Annotated in this window: 14 protein-coding genes; 7 read left to right on the forward strand and 7 right to left on the reverse strand. The window is 40.6% G+C overall.

Annotated features, from left to right (window positions below):
- Nucleotides 1–406 precede the first annotated feature (406 nt).
- The 3 genes from V7L07_RS08710 to V7L07_RS08720 form a co-directional block, all read right to left on the reverse strand.
- Entirely contained in the window at nt 407–2,836 is a 2,430-nt protein-coding gene (locus V7L07_RS08710) for an ArnT family glycosyltransferase (RefSeq protein ID WP_335056895.1), read from the reverse strand.
- Between the two features lie 164 nt (nt 2,837–3,000).
- Nucleotides 3,001–4,200 (reverse strand): multidrug effflux MFS transporter, encoded by a 1,200-nt coding sequence (locus tag V7L07_RS08715; protein WP_335056897.1) that lies wholly within the window; start codon nt 4,198–4,200, stop codon nt 3,001–3,003.
- Between the two features lie 747 nt (nt 4,201–4,947).
- Nucleotides 4,948–5,616: a cadmium resistance transporter gene (locus tag V7L07_RS08720; RefSeq protein ID WP_335056899.1), complete on the reverse strand. Its 669-nt coding sequence runs from the start codon at nt 5,614–5,616 to the stop codon at nt 4,948–4,950.
- Between the two features lie 222 nt (nt 5,617–5,838).
- On the opposite strand from V7L07_RS08720, the gene V7L07_RS08725 reads away from it, so the two are divergent.
- A complete protein-coding gene (locus V7L07_RS08725; RefSeq protein ID WP_335056901.1) occupies nt 5,839–7,095 on the forward strand; it encodes an aliphatic sulfonate ABC transporter substrate-binding protein in 1,257 nt (418 codons plus the stop codon).
- A 252-nt stretch (nt 7,096–7,347) separates the two neighbouring features.
- Here V7L07_RS08725 and V7L07_RS08730 read toward each other — a convergent pair whose 3' ends face one another.
- Entirely contained in the window at nt 7,348–7,992 is a 645-nt protein-coding gene (locus V7L07_RS08730; RefSeq protein WP_335056903.1) for an arsinothricin resistance N-acetyltransferase ArsN1 family B, read from the reverse strand.
- 330 nt (nt 7,993–8,322) lie between these two features.
- On the opposite strand from V7L07_RS08730, the gene V7L07_RS08735 reads away from it, so the two are divergent.
- Nucleotides 8,323–9,003 carry a RibD family protein gene (locus tag V7L07_RS08735; RefSeq protein ID WP_335056905.1) on the forward strand — a complete coding sequence of 227 codons (681 nt, stop codon included), beginning with the start codon at nt 8,323–8,325 and terminating at the stop codon, nt 9,001–9,003.
- A gap of 48 nt (nt 9,004–9,051) precedes the next feature.
- Here V7L07_RS08735 and V7L07_RS08740 read toward each other — a convergent pair whose 3' ends face one another.
- Both V7L07_RS08740 and V7L07_RS08745 read right to left on the reverse strand, forming a co-directional pair.
- Entirely contained in the window at nt 9,052–9,402 is a 351-nt protein-coding gene (locus V7L07_RS08740; RefSeq protein ID WP_179064094.1) for a histidine triad nucleotide-binding protein, read from the reverse strand.
- A gap of 140 nt (nt 9,403–9,542) precedes the next feature.
- Nucleotides 9,543–9,743 carry a hypothetical protein gene (locus V7L07_RS08745; RefSeq protein ID WP_335056907.1) on the reverse strand — a complete coding sequence of 67 codons (201 nt, stop codon included), beginning with the start codon at nt 9,741–9,743 and terminating at the stop codon, nt 9,543–9,545.
- 265 nt (nt 9,744–10,008) lie between these two features.
- On the opposite strand from V7L07_RS08745, the gene V7L07_RS08750 reads away from it, so the two are divergent.
- Together V7L07_RS08750 and mutL are read left to right on the forward strand one after the other, a co-directional pair.
- Complete coding sequence (locus tag V7L07_RS08750) at nt 10,009–11,058, forward strand: adenosine deaminase (protein ID WP_335056909.1); 1,050 nt, start codon at nt 10,009–10,011, stop codon at nt 11,056–11,058.
- A 75-nt stretch (nt 11,059–11,133) separates the two neighbouring features.
- Nucleotides 11,134–13,005: a DNA mismatch repair endonuclease MutL gene (mutL, locus tag V7L07_RS08755; RefSeq protein ID WP_335056911.1), complete on the forward strand. Its 1,872-nt coding sequence runs from the start codon at nt 11,134–11,136 to the stop codon at nt 13,003–13,005.
- A gap of 454 nt (nt 13,006–13,459) precedes the next feature.
- Here mutL and V7L07_RS08760 read toward each other — a convergent pair whose 3' ends face one another.
- Nucleotides 13,460–13,642, reverse strand: a complete 183-nt coding sequence (locus tag V7L07_RS08760) for a CsbD family protein (RefSeq protein ID WP_179064105.1) — start codon at nt 13,640–13,642, stop codon at nt 13,460–13,462.
- Nucleotides 13,643–14,093: 451 nt separating this feature from the next.
- On the opposite strand from V7L07_RS08760, the gene glgX reads away from it, so the two are divergent.
- The 3 genes from glgX to V7L07_RS08775 all read left to right on the forward strand — a co-directional run bounded on the left by glgX (nt 14,094) and on the right by V7L07_RS08775 (nt 17,980).
- Nucleotides 14,094–16,220, forward strand: a complete 2,127-nt coding sequence (gene glgX, locus V7L07_RS08765; protein ID WP_335056914.1) for a glycogen debranching protein GlgX — start codon at nt 14,094–14,096, stop codon at nt 16,218–16,220.
- Nucleotides 16,221–16,472: 252 nt separating this feature from the next.
- Entirely contained in the window at nt 16,473–17,087 is a 615-nt protein-coding gene (locus V7L07_RS08770; RefSeq protein WP_335056916.1) for an ankyrin repeat domain-containing protein, read from the forward strand.
- Between the two features lie 266 nt (nt 17,088–17,353).
- The gene (locus V7L07_RS08775) at nt 17,354–17,980 is read left to right on the forward strand and encodes a Uma2 family endonuclease (protein ID WP_335056918.1); all 627 of its coding nucleotides are present in this window, start codon (nt 17,354–17,356) and stop codon (nt 17,978–17,980) included.
- Nucleotides 17,981–17,989: the final 9 nt, after the last annotated feature.

Consider the following 17,989-nt stretch of genomic DNA (forward strand, 5'->3'; position numbering starts at 1 on the left):
CTAATATTAATATTACGCGCTGTTTGTCTGCATTGGCAAAAGTCGTGCTGTGGTATAGCTTCTCCCAAAAATGCCCCGTGTCCTTGAGATTTCGATTAAAACACATGGCAAGGTAGATAACAATTCAAAATTCAAAATTAAATAAATTTCAGGCGGGGATTTAGCGAGAAACGCGGTCTTGGGCTTTGCCCAAGTGGAGCGATTTCTCAAGACAAACCCCGCTTGAAATGGTTGCTACATGTAGATTGCAGGTTCTTAAACCCTTTAATTTACGATAAATAACAACAGACTATCAAAAAATCATATCTCAACCCCCGATATCGAAGCTAGGGTTGCAATTTTAGAACCGAGGTTGCTTGCCTCAAGCAGCAACTTCCAGTTTCTCCTATTCCTTGGTGGAAAACCATTATAGAGGCAAAAATTTCATAATATTTGTTACTTTCTTTAAAGTTTTTAATTCTGGTATATCTGGTTTTAATTTTTCTGCGATCGCTAAATTCGGTTCAGCTTGTAAGGGTTGAAAATTATATAAATAAACAAAAGCTAAATAAAGATATGTGTAAGGATTTTCAGTATCATATTTAGTTAATTCTATTAAATTTTGGATTAGTTCTGGAACTTGCCGCTGTAAAAGTTGCGATAAGACTAGAGTGTAACGCAAATTTAAGTTATTTGGCTCTTTTTGCAGATGATAATTACCTGCAAATTCAATTTGTTTTAAATAATCTTGAGTAGGATCGTATTGATTGAAATTACTTATCTGTACAAATAGATTATCTAATTTTCCATGTTGTAACTCTTGTGCTAGTTGTGAAGTTCGGGTAACTAAATCTAAAGGTGGCGATTTTTCTACTGTTCCTACATCTGTCACATTTACAGTAATATCTGGAATATTTAAAGATGTGATTTTCTTGTTTCTCCTATCTAAATAGAGTGCTGATAGTTGATATTTTCCTAGTGGTAGTGTTTTGGGAATAAATGTAGCTAAATCTTCTTTTACCCGGAAACTTCCTTCTGGGTGACATTTGATGCCACAGTATAAATTACCCAAGCCAATGGCATGATCGTGATACCAATATGATTGGCCATTTTGCCATTTTAACAGTAATAATCCATTTTGCAAATCATCCCATGAACCTGTTATTTGATAGGTTACAGGATTATTTTTATCTAAAATTAGTTGCTGAGAAATTGCAACTTTTTCTAGACTAATTCCAGACTCAGTATTACTTGTTTTTTGAACAGCTACATAAGGATTTTTACGGTGATATAATCGCAATTTATCTCTACCAGGTAATATCCAATCACCCTGTAATTTCAAATCAGTAGAAGATTCTACTAAAGATTTTAATTTCCGTTTAGTTTCTCCACTTTCTCCAGGTTCATCTGCTTCATTCTCTCTGGTGACATACCAAGAGAAATATTGTAAATCTTGCTCTATGCGAGATAAGCTTGTTGTTAATTTTCTACCATATACACGAAAGTCTGCTAATGTCCCAAAATAATCTAACGTAAACTCATTTATCTGAGGTGCTGAAACAGGAATTACCCCTAAATTTGACCTTAAATATAAATCTGTTTCGTTGATTTTATTTATCAGTTTATCCAGGGGATATTTCCTAGCATCATCATTAGGTAAATGTTTACCACCCCATGTTTGAATTAGGGGTAATGGAAACAAATTATTGAGTAAAACTATGCCACTTAACACCAAGGTAGTTAATCTCAGTCTATCAAAATATATGTTTTCAATTAAGTTGAATAAATCCGCTAATATTAAACTAATTATCGGAAAGCATGGCAGAATAAATCTAATATCTTTATTTGTGCCCAAAGTACAAATTATATAGCTACTTACTAAGGTAACTAATAACCAAATTCGAGCCGATTTATGAAGATTTCCTGAAATTAAATCAGTATTAAATCGATATTTAATCAGATAAACCAATAAAATACCAATACTCACAAACAATATTGGTAAACCAACGCTTTCTGGGATCATCTGTGGATAGTATAACCATCCAGCAATAGTTGTGGCAGAAGGATCGCCCTCCCCTTTTCCGACTTGGTTAGCCTTTAATGCCGATGTAATAATCGTTAACCAATTTACGCCATACCAAAAATGACAAATTAACCAAGCTATCATCAAAGATAAGCAAGTTTGAATTAGCTTGGTGAATCTATGTTTTTTAATAAAACTAATTAATGTCCAAATACTAGGAACTAAAATAAAAATAATCCCTGTAGATTTAGCCAACATGATTAAACCTATTCCTATGCCCAAGACGATAGTTAAACCCCATGATGCAAACCGAATATAACTATCTTTCCAAATCGTCAGAACTGTGAAAGTTAGGATAACAATTGCTGTCAAACCATAATCTAATAAATAATCTGTCCGGATAATTCCAAAAATAGGAAATAACAGACAAAATATGCTGGCGGTTATGCTAGTTTTTCGGTTTTTAAATAAAAAATTCCCTAAATGATACACTGAAAGTATAATCATCGCAGTGTACAATAAGTTGACTAAACTTGCTTGGTCAGATCCCCGTCCAAACAACATCAAAAATGGTACAGTGCAAATATATACAAAAGGAGCGCGATAACTTGGAGTTAATTGCCACAGAGATAACCACCAATCTCCTGAGAAGATATTGAAGTTTTGAAAAACTTTATAATGATATAATGCTACCGTTAAATGTGCGCTTTGATCGTAGGCTGGAATCGATTCATCTAAGAAAAACCAAGTTCTATCTATAGCTAATGCTATCAGCCAAATTATTAAGAGAATGATATAGTCTTTTCGTTGCGGATAATGGTTAAAATAACTCATCTTTATTCACTCAAAAGCAAAGTTTACCAATTATATATCTGTAATGTATCGCTGTTTAACTAACGATTGTCAGAGAAAACAGAAAGGCTTCCAGCACTGGGTATCAGTCAGGGCGATAGATCGAATTGACGGCTTCTTCAGACACTTGCCATAAGCGATCGCACTCACACAACTTGACTGCGATGTACCAGTCCAAAATAGGCGGCGAAAGAAGCGATCGCAAATGTGGCCATAACACTAGACATGGCGATCGCTGTATGACCATCATAAAGAAATGCTACCAGTCCACTAGCGACAGCACCAGCCAACATCTGCATAAATCCGACTACAGCAGCAGCAACCCCAGCACTTTCTGGGACTGGCTGAATTGCGCCATGCATCGCATTGGGTGAAATAATCCCGCGACAGAAGGTATTAATTACTAGCAACGGCATCAGTGTTATTACTTGAGCAGCACCACTCACTGACACAATTACCAGCGCGATCGCTGATGCTGTAGCAGTTACTAATCCCACAGTCAACAAACGTGAAGGTAACACACCTCCAATACTCAAGCGTCCATTTAAGAAAGAGCCTGCCATGATACCAAAGGCGGTGGAGGCGAACAACCAGCCGTAAGTTGTGGTGGAAACACCAAAAACGTTGAGCATCACTAAGGGAGAGCCGGCAACATAAGCAAACATACAGCCAAAGTTAAAAGCATTAACAAGGGCGTAACCAAGACAGATTGGGTTGGTGAGAATGCGCCCGTAATTTTTAATTAAGCGAACTGGTTGGATAGCATTTACATCACGATGCCCTATAGATTCACTTAGTCCTAGAGCAATAGATAACACCAGCAATAAACCTGCGATCGCAAGTGTCCCATAAATAGCCCGCCAACCAGCCACCATCAGCACTCTACCGCCGATTGTCGGTGCAATCATTGGTGCTACACTCATCACCAAGTTGACATAAGAGAGTTGGGCGCGTGCAGTTGCACCCTCAAATAAATCGCGGACAATCGCCAATGTCATCACCATACCAGCACCAGCACCAGCACCTTGAACCAAACGCCAAGCGATGAGACTATCGATTGATGGTGCAACAGCACAGGCTGCTCCTGCTAGGGTGAAGAGTCCGCAGCCAAATAGCAGAACTGGTTTGCGTCCAAAACGATCTGAGAGGGGGCCGAAGACGAGTTGGGCAAGGGCAAAGCCAAGCATGAACAAACTCAGCGTTAACCCTACAGATCCAGAAGATGCCTTTAATGCCTCGCTAATTGTCGGGAAAGCTGGTAATCCCATATCGATTGATAGGGGTGGTAGAGCCGAGAGTGCCCCTAAAAATACAGTGAAGCTCAAGGTGTTAGGTCGAATTCGCATTCTTTTAATTGGGACTAGTGCCGCAAGGCGGAATTAAAAATTAAAAATTAAAAACAGCCTAAGTGTTTTACTCATTTGGAATGGGTGGTCTATTGATGCCCTACTGGACTAGATTTTTCACTACTACAATATCTTTTGACAAATTTATCATTGTGGTGAACTGCTCATACGTGTCAACTTAACGCGAAATGGGCGGTTAGAAACCGCGTGGGTTTCAAAACCTTGATTTGACCTAATTTACTGGTATAGCCGCGAATTCTATGACTCTGTTGGCGAATTGCGTAGGCGCATCCCACCGTAGGTATCGCTATCCTCAAAAGCTTGAGATGTCGTAGCGTCTCACCCCAGAAATTGCGGTTTACATGAATTCGCTAGGGCAAAAGTAGACACCAATGAGCAATGCTGTGCCCCTACCGCGTTGTCTATTTACCTGAAAATAGCTGTAATACCTTGAATGTATGACCAGAGGGCTGCTGCCTCTAGTCATCTGGCTATACTATTACACCAATGCAGATATCGCTCTGAGCAAAGATATACACATTGCATAATCGGAGGTCGCTTTGATGACAAAGTTTAACAAAGCTAAGACGATTGCGTTGTGGAATTTTACAACAATCTTGGCAGCACTTTTACTATTTGTCGGGATTTTAAAGCTTACGGGTGCTGAAAAACTTGTAGTCAGCTTCTTACCTTTAATCGGAATCTGCCAAATTAAAACACTTTATATATATTCTCAGCGGCAATATGTCAAGTGTTCGGTAAAAAAATCCGATAGGATTCGCTATCCATCAAAATTCTGAAACCTAGCCACATCAGCACAAAGGGGAAAATCTTGCTAGCATAACGGCTGAGTACCAACGCGATGCCAGGTAGACGAGTCAGATTGTAGGACATAAATAGCCAGCAGCCAACAATGAAATAGCAAACTGGTACGATTACACTGAGATTTTGGATTGAGCTAGTGGCAAACAGAGGTATATAAATCCCAAGATTGTTGCCGCCGTTGGCAATTGTTACCGAGGAGACGCGATAGGTCTGGGGATCGCGAATTACGTCCCAGAGCGATCGCTTTCTGGAATCAAATCCTCGAAATTTAGAATTTCTTTTCAGATTGGCTGACTTATCTTCGGCTGAATCATCCTTATTCAGGTTGAGCAAATTTTTCAAGCCAATGAGTATCGGCAGAATCCCCAGTAGACCAGTCCAAGTTGACGGAATTACTAGACCCAGTAAGAAACCAAGTAAACTTACTATCACTAATGCCGTGAATCCTAGAATTTCACCAACTACAACATGTTGAGGACGAAAAGTCCGATTAACCTCGCTAAAAAAAGCAGTTAGATAAATATTGTCATCAAACGTTGTTGCTACAGCCGCAGCTAGGCCGATCTTAATTGTTGCAATTAACCAATCCATCACTATTCCTCACTCAACACCTATCTGATAACCGAAACTAGCTATCCCTCAACCTTTGTAGAGAATTACCACAATATCGATATGATAATGTGAGTATCGCATATTGGGTGTAACTCAGAGCAAATCTGGTAGTTTATACATATCAAGCAGTGCTTTGACTTTATCCCCCATCTCCAATTCATTCGGCGATTTCCATTACCTATATTTATCAAAGGAGTCATTATGATTAGCCGTTTGATTGACCTTCTGCCTAGATACACAGGTCAAAACATCTTACGGTTGCTCAGATCAGCCACTCATAGATCGGCTACCTACAGGTTTGCAGTTCGATTTGGCATCGGACTTGTCTCGATTTTGGTCTTACCTCTAGTTTTTGACGGTCATGTTATTGCTGCTTCTGAATCTGGTAATCAGTTCCAACTATCCAAAAGCTCCACAATCCAATTACTGGAAACCGTGGGACTGTTTATGGGGGGGATAATTTTCTGTATAGTTTTGGATCGCTGGTTTTCTCAGCGTTCTGCCCAATCTAGCAACACGCCCTTAGCAGAGCAAGCGCGGCGGCTCAAGCAACTCAAAATTGGATATCCAGAGGGGATGACAAATCTGGAAGTTCTCCGGGATCAAGGCTTGTTGGAAAACCGTTTGCGACCTTATGGGCTGAGTGTTACCTGGACAAGTTTTTTATCAGCTTCTTCTCTAATAGAAGCACTGAGCAATGGGACAATTGACTTCTGCGGCGGCGGTGGTACAGCCAGCATCTTCTCTCAAGCGGCAGATCATGTATTTGTGCGGGTGGCTAAAGAAAAATATACCGCTCCTAAAGGTCAAGCAATTTTGGTGCCGGAAGATTCGCCAATTCAGACACTAGCAGACCTGAAGGGTAAAAAGATCGCTTTTGATAAAGGCTCAAGCGCACATTATATACTTGTGCGATCGCTGGCAAAAGTCGGCCTCGATTTTAACGACATCGAGCCAGTTTATCTCACCCAACCGGAGGCGCTGCCGCGATTCCGCCGGGGTGAACTTGATGCTTGGGTGATTTGGGTTCCCTACACAGCGACTCAAGCCCGGAGTGCTTACCCAGGGCGATCGATTACAGACCTAGAGAGCATATTTGGTGACAAAGCCTCCGTGGAAGTTCCCACTTATTACTACGCGATTCCAGAACTGGTACGCGACTATCCCGACTTACTCAAGGTGATTTTAGAAGAGGTAAACGAAGCTGGAACTTGGGCTAAGAGGCAGGAATTAGAAGCTGTTCAACGATTGGCAGAACACCATGAAATCGATCCATCCATCGTAGAAACTTTACAGAAACATAGTGGCGAACGTGCCATCATCCCGATTGATGACCAATCGCTCAATGCTTTACAACATCAGGCAAATATATTTAGAGATTTAAATCTGATTCCTGAGCGGGTGAATGTGAAAGATGGAACCTATAGTTTGCAGACTAAGCAAAACTGGACTTATTAATCCGATTTTCGTACCTCAACCTCGTCCATTTTGAAACCTGGAGTTTTTAAGGAGAGTGCATTATTCGGTCATGCCTTGAGTAATGAGCTTTACCTAATTCCAAAAAACTATGGTTTTCAAGGTAGACGCGGTTTAATTTAACTAACATGATAAGCTGTTCTATATTTAAATTGCATAAGCTGGACGCTCATGTTGCCCACCCCACAAGAGTTGTGTTTAATTCGATTATGCAAATTAGATGTTTTTAGTTTATTAAATGCGAAGTAGTAAAAGACCACTTCTTAAAACTTCATTCCACTGAGACAATTTTTGAACTTCTAGCAAAGAAAGAGGCTGATTTACAGGGAAAGGTAGTTCTTGTTGCAGAGATAGTTGCCACCAGCCGACATCGTGCCACTCACTAAATTTATATCCAACTCTGCGAAATACACCTACAGGTGAAAAACCGACAGCTTCATGCACAGCGACACTTGCTGGATTAGGTAAAGCGATCGCAGCAAAAACATTATAAAATCCTTGGAGTTGCAGCAACCCAAAAAGGGAAGTATACAAAGCTTTAGCAACTCCTTTTCTGCGATGTTCAGCATTTACGTACACGGATGATTCTACAGACCATTGATAGGCAGCACGAGTCCGGTAGGGAGTAGCATAGGCATAACCTAAAAGCTCACCGTTAATTTCACACACTAGCCAAGGCATCTGCTGTTGATAGTTATTAATGCGTCCTTCAAATTCCCTTTGGCTGGGAGGCTCTATTTCAAAAGAAATTGCAGTTTCCCGCACAACTGGCGCATAAATTGCCAGCATTTTTAAGGCATCACTTTCGTTAGCTAGTCTAATTACAGCCTTCACAGCAGATCCTTTTTGGGTTTTAATTACGTGAATTCGATTACTCATATAAAATCTACCAAATTTGCTCAATCAAAAAACCTCTAAGAAGGTTTTACTACGCAAAACCGTCCCTCTCCGACTCGGAGAGGGACAGACTTGAACTTTAGTTCAAGGCAGGGAGAGGTTCGTCGAACTCACTTTAATTATTATGGAATAGGGAATAGAAGAATTAGCCCCGGATATTGGTTTAAAGCCGTACTTCTCTACGAGTTTTTTTTTGACTGAAGCTCAAAACTCAGAACTAAAGTTTTAGAGAACTCTTAACTGGAAACCTTTTGTTCTCTATTCCCTATTCCCTTTTTTTGTAATATTAGAAAGAATCGTTAAAAGGTAATCATGTCAGCTATCCAAACAACTGTGGTTCTTGCCATGACGGCCGATGGAAAAATTAGTGCCGTAGATCCGAAAGCGCCTCGTGAATCCGATGTAGCCGATCAAGCACACTTGGAGTATCAAGTTTCTCTTGCCGATTTAGTCCTGGTAGGAGCAGGGACAATTCGGGCTGAGGGAGGAACTTTTTCAATTCGCAATCCTGAGTTGTTGGCAGCACGTGAGGTTCGGGGTCAGTCTCCTCAGCCGATTACCTGTGTTGTCTCAGGTTCCCTAGACCTATCGCTGGACTTGCCTTTTTTGAGTCAGGACATTGACCGATGGATATTCACCACACGGACTGGTTTAGAGCGCAATTCTGATGCAACAATCCTCCACAAACTGGCTGAATTAATTGATTTGGGAGATACAAACCTAGACTGGGATCGAGCCTATACCTTGATGGCAGACCGGGGTATTCACAAAGTTGTTGCTTTGGGAGGCGGCTCTTTAACAGCTGCTCTATTGCAGGCAGGACGAATTGACGATTGGTGGTTAACCATTTGGCCAGTCATTTATGGAGGAAAGAACGCCCCTAGCCCAGTGGAGGGAGAAGGTTTTATTCCTAGTGCTGCTCCTCATCTTCAACTCGTTGAAACTCGTCAGGTTGGAAGTGAGTTGTTTTTACACTACCGCACACTTAAGTGATTTTTTCACTGATGAATTGCGTCTCTAGACGCAATTCATTTGGTTTTATTAGCCAGGGGGCCAATCTAACTGCCGTCCTCCTAAAATATGTAAATGTAAATGATGGACTGTTTGACCACCATCATCACCAGTGTTGATGACAACTCGATAACCATTTTTCAGTCCCGCTTCTTCTGCAACACGTTTGACGGTTAACAAAAGATGACCCAATAGAGCATGATCCTCAGATTCAGCATCAGCTAGTGTAGCCAGGGGTTTTTTGGGAATGACCAGGATATGAGTCGGCGCTTGGGGATGGATGTCTTTGAATGCCAGGGCTAAATTATCCTCATAAACAATATCAGCCGGAATTTCCCGACTAATGATTTTGCTGAAAATCGTTTCTGTAGTTTCACTCATGCCAATTTACCTACTTATCTCTTAGAGATTTTATATTAGACCCAAATCTCTGGTAAAAATGATGCAGGCAGAATACCCTGCGGGAAGCCGCTCCGCGTCTACATGAATTCTGCTTACGAAGGATTTTGAGCAACGTCTAATTAATTTTTGAAGATGCCTATAAAGTTTGTTAACAAGTTTTGAATAATCGCACACATCCTAGCTTGTTGCTGCTGATTTTTTGCCATTTCCGTTGCTGCTAATGTCAGCAACAAATGACGGTTGCTGCGATCTGGTAGTTGGCGACTTGCCTCGTAGTCCCTTACGACGCTGGGTCTTAGGCACTCCTCCTGCCATGTCATACTCTATTCCCGGATTTCTCACAAGACTTGAGAAAAGAGGGGTCTTAAACCCTTTAATTTACGATAAAATTTCACATCCAGTTCAGAGCTTAATCGCACAAAGAATATATGGCTTAATCATGGGCTATAAAGATATAAATGACCATGAAACCCTGCGTCACGAGCGTCATGTCTGGGGATTTGGGAGCTAAATTTTTACGATGACAGATTTTTTCTGTCTATGTTTTTGTTACAATTATTGAAATTTTTACCTAAAAATACCACTATGGCTTTATATGCTGAATTACATAGACATCTGGGCGGCTCGGTTGTACCACGAGTTTTATGGCAATATTTCGAGCGACATGCTTCGGAGTTGATTTCCCGCTTTGCTGACTATTCAGAATTTGAAGATTTTTATACCCGCCCACGTAACACCCTAGATGAGTATCTAGAATTACACACCCTGGTAGAAAGTGTGCAAACTGTGGAGACTTTGCCTTACTTTATCTATCGCTTGGTGCGCGGTGCTTACATATTTGAAAATTTGGCTTATCTGGAACTGCGCTACACTCCTTATCTGCGGACACCTGAGCATTTGAGTCAATCCGAAAGAATTGACAAGATGGCAGAAATTGTGCAAGTAGTAGGACTTGCCAGCCACCAGCCAGAATATCCGATTGTTACTAGCCAAATTCTCTGTATGCACACGCGTCTACCTTATGAGGTGAACAAGGCGATTGTTGATTTGGCGGCGCAAAATCAACAGTATGTCTGTGCAGTAGATGTAGCGGGGGGTGATAGCTATTACGCCGATCGCTTAGAAGAATGGATTAGTCTATATGATTATGCGCGATCGCTAGGCGTTAACACCACGGGACATCTATATGAAACCACCGCAGGTTGTTACCCAGAACTGTTACCCTATCTAATGCGAATCGGTCACGGCATCCAAATTCCCTTACTATATCCAGAGTTACTTAATGATGTGGCTAAACGCGGACAGTGTTTAGAGGTTTGCCCCACAACTTACCTTAAAACTGGTACTTTGCAAGATATACGTCAACTCAAATTAGTCTTTGATCGTTGTTTTGATGCTGGGGTTGATATCGCTATCTGCACTGATAATGCTGGATTACACAATGTTCGTCTACCATTTGAGTATGAAAATCTCTTGACTTACAACATTATTAGTTTTGAACAATTACACGCTTGTCAAGATGCAGCTTTCCGTCATGCTTTTGCTTGGCCTTATAGTCAACCTCCTGCATCCCTGTTGAACGGTTTACTCAAACCCGAATCACCTAAAGTTTTGGCAATCAGGGAAAGTAATTAACGACCATCTAGAGATATTCATGTTGTAATTCACCTCTCTATCTCCATTGCCCCCAGAAGCTATAAACTATAATTTATGGCATCTACTATTCAAGCTCTACCAACAGAAGTCGTATATCTCATTACAGCTGGAGAGGTAATCGACTCTTTAGCCTCTGTGGTGCGGGAATTGGTAGAAAATTCCCTAGACGCAGGTGCAACGCGAATTGTGGTTTCTCTATGGCCGCAGCAATGGCGAATTCGTGTGGCAGATAATGGTTGTGGAATGAATCTAGATGATTTGCAACAAGCAGCCACAGCCCACAGCACAAGTAAAATTCGCTCTAGTGCCGATTTATGGAAAATTCACAGTTTGGGGTTTCGTGGTGAGGCGTTGCACAGTTTAACGACTCTGGCAGATTTGGAAATTTTGAGTCGTCCTGTAGGCGGAAAATTGGGATGGCGGATGATTTATGGTGATGGTGGGAAAGTTGTGCAAGTTGAAGCAACTGCGATCGCACCTGGTACAGTGGTTACAGTTTCTCATCTTTTCGGTAATTGCTCATCTCGTCGTCAGGGATTACCCACAGCTGCACAGCAAATGAAAGCTGTGCAAGCCACAATTCACCAAATCGCCCTCTGTCATCCCCATATCACCTGGCAGATTTGGCAAAACGATCGTCAATGGTTCACCATCTGTCCAGCTGCCACAACAGGGCAACTCCTACCGCAGATTTTACCCCAGGTGCGACAAGGTGACTTGCAAGAAATAAAACTCGAAATACCCAACCCACTAAACTCAGAACACAGAACTCAGAATTCAGAATTCAGCATTCCTAACTCCTCACTCCCCACTCCCCACTCCCCACTCCCCACTCCTAACTCCTCACTCCCCACTCCCCACTCCCCACTCCCCACTCCTAACTCCTCACTCCCCACTCCCCACTCCCCACTCCCCACCCCCCACTCAGCACTCAGCACTCAGCACTCAGCACTCACTTTAGTGATAGGATTACCCGATCGCTGTCATCGTCATCGTCCAGATTGGGTACGTGTAGCCATTAACGGCAGAATGGTTAAGACACCGGAACTAGAGCAAACCATATTATCAGCATTTCACAGAACATTACCGCGCGATCGCTATCCAATTTGTTTCTTACATCTTGCCATTTCCCCAGATCAAATTAACTGGAATCGCAATCCCGCAAAAACAGAAATTTACCTCAACGAAATCGTTTATTGGCAAGAGCAAATTACCCAAGCAATTAACCAAGCACTCAGCATTTCTTCTACCAATCTCAAAGAAGCTGTTCACACAACACGAGTTAGTAAATTACTCAAAGCCGCAGAAGCTAAAGGCGGTTACAATTTTCATCCTCAAAATCCCAACGAAAATCACAAAACTCCTAACTCCTCACTCCCAACTCCTAACTCCCTAAAAGCTGTCGCTCAAGTTAGCAACACCTACATTGTGGCGGAACATTCAAGTGGGATGTGGTTAGTAGAACAGCACATTGCCCATGAACGAGTTTTATATGAGCAATTATGTGATGATTGGCAACTTGTCCCCGTCGAACCGCCAATCATTCTTTATCAATTGTCGCCAGCGCAGGTATCGCAACTGCAACGCATCGGTTTAGAAATAGAACCCTTTGGCGAACAACTTTGGGCTGTCAGAAACATACCTGCACCTTTGCAACAGCGAGACGACTGTGCAGAAGCCATTTTAGAACTTAGTTGGGGAGGCGACTTACAAACAGCCCAAGTAGCCGTCGCCTGTCGTAGTGCCATTCGTAACGGTACACCCATGAATCACCAAGAAATGCAGACACTTTTAGATAATTGGCAACGCACACGCAATCCCCGCACATGTCCCCACGGCCGCCCAATTCATCTATCCTTAGAAGAATCAGCTTTAGCTCGGTTTTTCCGACGTAATTGGGTAATTGGCAAAAGTCATGGAATTTGATATTTCCGATCACTATTTACGTGAAAACTGCTGTAACTGAACCGGATTGAATTGAATATCTGATTTCGCTTTTAAGCTAATACAAAACCTCCACTTTCTCTAAGTTAGTGGAGTAATTAAATTAATATTAGATTATTACTAATAAATACTAATAAATTATATAGGATTAATATCTGATTTTTGAACAAGATTTCACATAAAACCCTTATAAAACAGGCTTTTCAGTCTCAGTATGTTTTCAGAAATAAAATCGGAGTCCTATAGCTAGTACACCACGGCGTAAATAAACCACGCATTTTAAATAGCCAGAAAGCTTACAAAATAAGCATTCTTTCTTTTTACTTTTGCCTTTTTACTTTTGCCTTCTTGTACTAGTGGTCTATACGATTAATTTTGTTGGGCTGTTAGATCCCCGACTTCTTCAAGAAGTCGGGGATCTGAACACCACTCTAAATTAGTCTACAATTTTCTTAACTTCGTCCTTAATGTTTTCTACAGTGTGAGAAACTTGGGCTTCAGCTTGCTTTGCTTGTCCTTCAGCTTTCTCTTGTGGATTACCGGTTATTTCACCCACAACCTCTTGAATTTTTCCTTCAATATTTTTTGCAGTAGCTTCTATTCTTTTTTCGATACTCATGGTTTTTATCTCCAGCTTGTAGTTAATTCACCTATTACATAAACTAACAACAAGGTATTTTTTTTTACATCCCCCAATGGGGAGAATAATTTGATAAATTAACTTAACCTAAGATAGATGTGGAATGGCATGCTAGCACACAATTGTAAAATATGAATGTATCGTACATAAGATTTATATTAATTTTCAATCTCCACCGGGGTTAGTCCCGCCGAAGCGATCGCAATTTCCATAACTACCCTACGCTGTGCGATCGCTTCAAATCTGGAATTTTTCTGACTTAAGGAATAGAGATTTATATTGCTAATGATAGAGCAGATAACATTATTTATCAGTTAGATTTTAATGTTAGTGATTTTAACGAATTATTAGTAACTTTCAATTTTGACTAATTATTCAAAAAAGTCGAAATCAATTATTTAGCGAAAAACAAATCATTCAAGATTTACTTATGTATGTAACTTTATGGCCAGGTAAAGTATATCCTTTAGGTGCAACTTGGGATGGTAAAGGAACAAACTTTGCTTTATTTTCGGAAAATGCAACAGGGGTAGAACTTTGTTTATTTGATAGTGATGACGAAGAAATTCGCTTACCTCTGACAGAAAAAAACAATTTTGTTTGGCATGGTTATTTACCAGGAGTTGGGCCAGGTCAAAAGTATGGGTTTAGAGTGCATGGAATGTGGGCACCAGAAGTAGGTCATCGATTTAATCCCAACAAACTATTGATTGACCCCTACGCTAAAGCAATTGACGGTGAATTTAGTAACGATCCATCTGTCTTTGGCTACTCTCTAGACGCTGAGGAAAAAGACTTAGTTTTTTCTGAATTAGATGATGCCAAAATAATGCCCAAGTGTGTTGTGGTCGATCAATCTTTTGATTGGGAAGGAGATCAACTGCTTACGACACCTTGGCATACAACTGTTATTTATGAAACTCACGTCAAAGGTTTTACTAAACTACATCCAGGTATTCCAGAAGAGTTGCGCGGCACTTATGCCGGGTTGGCGCATCCGGCCGCAATTCAACACTTACTGCAATTGGGAATTACAGCAGTTGAATTGATGCCAGTACATCATTTTCTATCTCATCCAGGACATTTAGAAGACAAAGGATTAAAGAATTACTGGGGCTACGATTCCATCAACTATTTTGCACCCTATTCTAGTTACAGTGCTAGTGGTACTGGGGGACAACAAGTCGCTGAATTCAAGCAAATGGTCAAGGCACTACATTTTGCTGGAATTGAAGTTATTTTAGATGTAGTTTACAACCACACAGGCGAAGGAAATCATTTCGGGCCAACGCTATCTTTGCGAGGTATTGATAATTCTGTATATTACCGTTTGGTAAAGGACGATCCTCGCTACTACATGGATTTTACAGGCTGCGGTAACTCTCTGAATGTGCGACATGCTCAAGTTCTGAAGTTAATCATGGATAGCCTGCGCTATTGGGTAATAGAAATGCATGTAGATGGCTTCCGATTTGATTTGGCCTCGGCGCTGGCACGGGAATTATATGAGGTAGATAACCTATCAGCTTTCTTTGATATTATTCATCAAGACCCAATCTTGGCAGATGTGAAGCTCATTGCTGAACCTTGGGATTTAGGAGAAGGCGGCTATCAAGTCGGGAATTTTCCACTGCGTTGGTCTGAATGGAATGGAAGATATCGGGATACAGTCAGAGATTTTTGGCGTGGTGTAGATGATAGTTTAGGACAATTTGCTTACTGTTTTACCGGTAGTCCTGACCTGTATCAAACAAACGGGCGCAACCCAAATGCAAGTATTAATTTCATCACTGCTCATGATGGTTTCACGTTAAATGATTTGGTCAGCTACAACGAAAAACATAACGAGGCAAACAGGGAAGACAGTAGAGATGGTGAAAGCCATAATAGATCGTGGAATTGTGGCGCAGAAGGCGAAACCGACGATCCAGAAGTAATGCGTTTGCGCGAACGACAACGACGAAACTTTTTAGCAACTCTAATGCTATCTCAAGGTGTCCCAATGTTATTAGAGGGGGATGAAATTGGCTGTAGTCAAAAGGGAAATAATAATGTTTACTGCCAAGACAATGAAATTTCCTGGCGGCATTGGGATTTGCATAAAGCGAACTCGGATTTACTAGACTTTACACGTGAACTAATTAATTTTCGTAATCAGCATCCAGTATTTCGACGGCGTAAGTGGTTTCAAGGTCGCCCCATTCACGGTTTAGGCATTAATGATATTGCTTGGTTTAATTCTGATGGCAGTGAAATGACCGAGAAGCAATGGCTAGTTAGTTATGCCAAAGTAATGGAGATTTTTTTGAATGGGCAGGGAATTGCTACTCCAGGGGATCGTGGTGAGCGGATTATTGATGAAAGTTTTCTGTTGTTTTTTAACGCTCATTACGAGCTAATTGACTTTGCTTTGCCCAATGAATTTAAAGAAAAAGTATGGGAGATAGTAATTGACACTAATGAACCTCGCTTTTTAGATCGGGGAAAACTAGTTTCAGGCTCTCAAACTTTACCAGTTACGGATCGTTCTCTGATGGTGTTACGCCTGATCGGTTAGCAATAAGAGGAAAAAAAGAGACTTAACCTTAGAGGATGTTTGAAAAGTATTTGACTGTGATTTTAGGCACTTGTTGATCCCCCCTAACCCCCCTTATAAAGGGGGGAACCAGAATTAAAGTTCCCCTTTTGAAGGGGGATTTAGGGGGATCTAGAACGTTTTGATACCTACAATAGGACTTTTCAAACAACCTCTTATAGAGAAAGATATTTTTCTATAAGGTTACTATAATGCTTCAACGATTCCATAAATATGAATAATTTAAATCAAGAAATTACTGACATATTTGATGCAGTTCTTGATAATAACTTATCTAAGATAAGCGAACTTATTTCTAATGGAGTAAACATAAATCATAAACATTCGCATACCAGGCTAACTCCATTAATAAAGGCGATTAATTTGCTTCGTATAGAAGTTATTAAGCTTCTTATTGAAGCAGGAGCAGATGTACATTTATATCAATATATTCAAACTACACCATTAGGATTATCAACCTCATTGGGTAATCTTGAGATACTCAAACTATTACTTCAAGCAGGAGCTAATCCTGATTTGGGTGGTATTGATGATCCTCCTATTCATAGGGCAGTATTAATAGAACGTGTTGATATAATTAAAATTTTGATTGAAGCAGGAGCTAATATCAACCATCTAAATTCTAGTAATTTCACTCCTTTAATGGTTGCTGCTAATAATGGAAAATTTGAAATAGTTAAATTTTTAGTGGAAACAGGATGTGTATATATAAATGCGACAAATAAAGAAGGAGAAACAGCTTTAGATAAAGCTATATATTGGGGGTATCAAGAAATAATTGATTATTTGCATCCTCTAACAAATCTGGAATTGCGACAAAAAGATTAGTTACAAAAAAATTTGTTGATTGGGTTGAGGAACGAAACCCAACACCCCAACACTCCATCCGAGCAATGTTGGGTTTCCGAGACGCGATTTATCGCCGTCTCTACAAGTGTTTCGGGCTTATCTGAACTGTATTGCTTCATAAGCAAGCTAGCCTCCAAAAAGCGAAAAATAATAAGACTCAAATACCTTTACCCTGTAACAATTACGAATTACGTTAGTATTGAGAAAAATGGATGCTTCACAAACACAATAGAAGACAATAATTTATGATTCAAACCTTACCCAAACTAGTTACCTTCGATGAATTCGTTGCTAAATATCCTGACAAAACAGGAAAACGTTATGAATTGCATGATGGAGTAATTGTAGAGATGCCGCAACCCACAGGCTACCATGAAGAGGTAGTTGGATTTTTAGCTTTTGAAGTTACTAGAGAATGTATTCGTTTAAATCTCCCCTACTTCATACCTAAAACAGTATTAGTCAAACCGCCTGAAAATGAATCTGCTTACTCACCAGATGTGCTGATATTAAATCGCCCCAACTTGGTAAACGAACCTTTGTGGAAAAAAGAATCTACTGTAAGCCAAGCAGAATCAATAGCCTTAGTAATTGAGGTAGTGAGTAGCAATTGGCGTGATGATTATTTAAAAAAAGCTGCTGACTATGAGGCTGTAGGCATCCCAGAATACTGGATTGTAGATTATGCTGCTTTAGGCGGTAGGCGATTTATTGGCAACCCTAAACAACCAACTGTCTCGCTCTACACTTTAATTGATGGAGAATATGAAGTCAGCCAGTTTCAAGGTAGCGATCGCATTATCTCACCTCTTTTCCCCGAATTAAACTTAACCGCTGAACAGATTTTTCAAGCTGGTGGATACCCTGCATAGTGCTGAAAG

This window comes from Nostoc sp., from assembly GCF_036916985.1.
GTDB lineage: Bacteria > Cyanobacteriota > Cyanobacteriia > Cyanobacteriales > Nostocaceae > Nostoc.

What these genes read in the sequence shown, in the direction of transcription:
- V7L07_RS08710 (WP_335056895.1), bottom strand. Translation starts at nt 2,836, where the DNA reads ATGAGTTATTTTAACCATTATCCGCAACGAAAAGACTATATCATTCTC.
- V7L07_RS08715 (WP_335056897.1), bottom strand. Translation starts at nt 4,200, where the DNA reads ATGCGAATTCGACCTAACACCTTGAGCTTCACTGTATTTTTAGGGGCA.
- V7L07_RS08720 (WP_335056899.1), bottom strand. Translation starts at nt 5,616, where the DNA reads ATGGATTGGTTAATTGCAACAATTAAGATCGGCCTAGCTGCGGCTGTA.
- V7L07_RS08725 (WP_335056901.1), top strand. Translation starts at nt 5,839, where the DNA reads ATGATTAGCCGTTTGATTGACCTTCTGCCTAGATACACAGGTCAAAAC.
- V7L07_RS08730 (WP_335056903.1), bottom strand. Translation starts at nt 7,992, where the DNA reads ATGAGTAATCGAATTCACGTAATTAAAACCCAAAAAGGATCTGCTGTG.
- V7L07_RS08735 (WP_335056905.1), top strand. Translation starts at nt 8,323, where the DNA reads ATGTCAGCTATCCAAACAACTGTGGTTCTTGCCATGACGGCCGATGGA.
- V7L07_RS08740 (WP_179064094.1), bottom strand. Translation starts at nt 9,402, where the DNA reads ATGAGTGAAACTACAGAAACGATTTTCAGCAAAATCATTAGTCGGGAA.
- V7L07_RS08745 (WP_335056907.1), bottom strand. Translation starts at nt 9,743, where the DNA reads ATGACATGGCAGGAGGAGTGCCTAAGACCCAGCGTCGTAAGGGACTAC.
- V7L07_RS08750 (WP_335056909.1), top strand. Translation starts at nt 10,009, where the DNA reads ATGGCTTTATATGCTGAATTACATAGACATCTGGGCGGCTCGGTTGTA.
- mutL (WP_335056911.1), top strand. Translation starts at nt 11,134, where the DNA reads ATGGCATCTACTATTCAAGCTCTACCAACAGAAGTCGTATATCTCATT.
- V7L07_RS08760 (WP_179064105.1), bottom strand. Translation starts at nt 13,642, where the DNA reads ATGAGTATCGAAAAAAGAATAGAAGCTACTGCAAAAAATATTGAAGGA.
- glgX (WP_335056914.1), top strand. Translation starts at nt 14,094, where the DNA reads ATGTATGTAACTTTATGGCCAGGTAAAGTATATCCTTTAGGTGCAACT.
- V7L07_RS08770 (WP_335056916.1), top strand. Translation starts at nt 16,473, where the DNA reads ATGAATAATTTAAATCAAGAAATTACTGACATATTTGATGCAGTTCTT.
- V7L07_RS08775 (WP_335056918.1), top strand. Translation starts at nt 17,354, where the DNA reads ATGATTCAAACCTTACCCAAACTAGTTACCTTCGATGAATTCGTTGCT.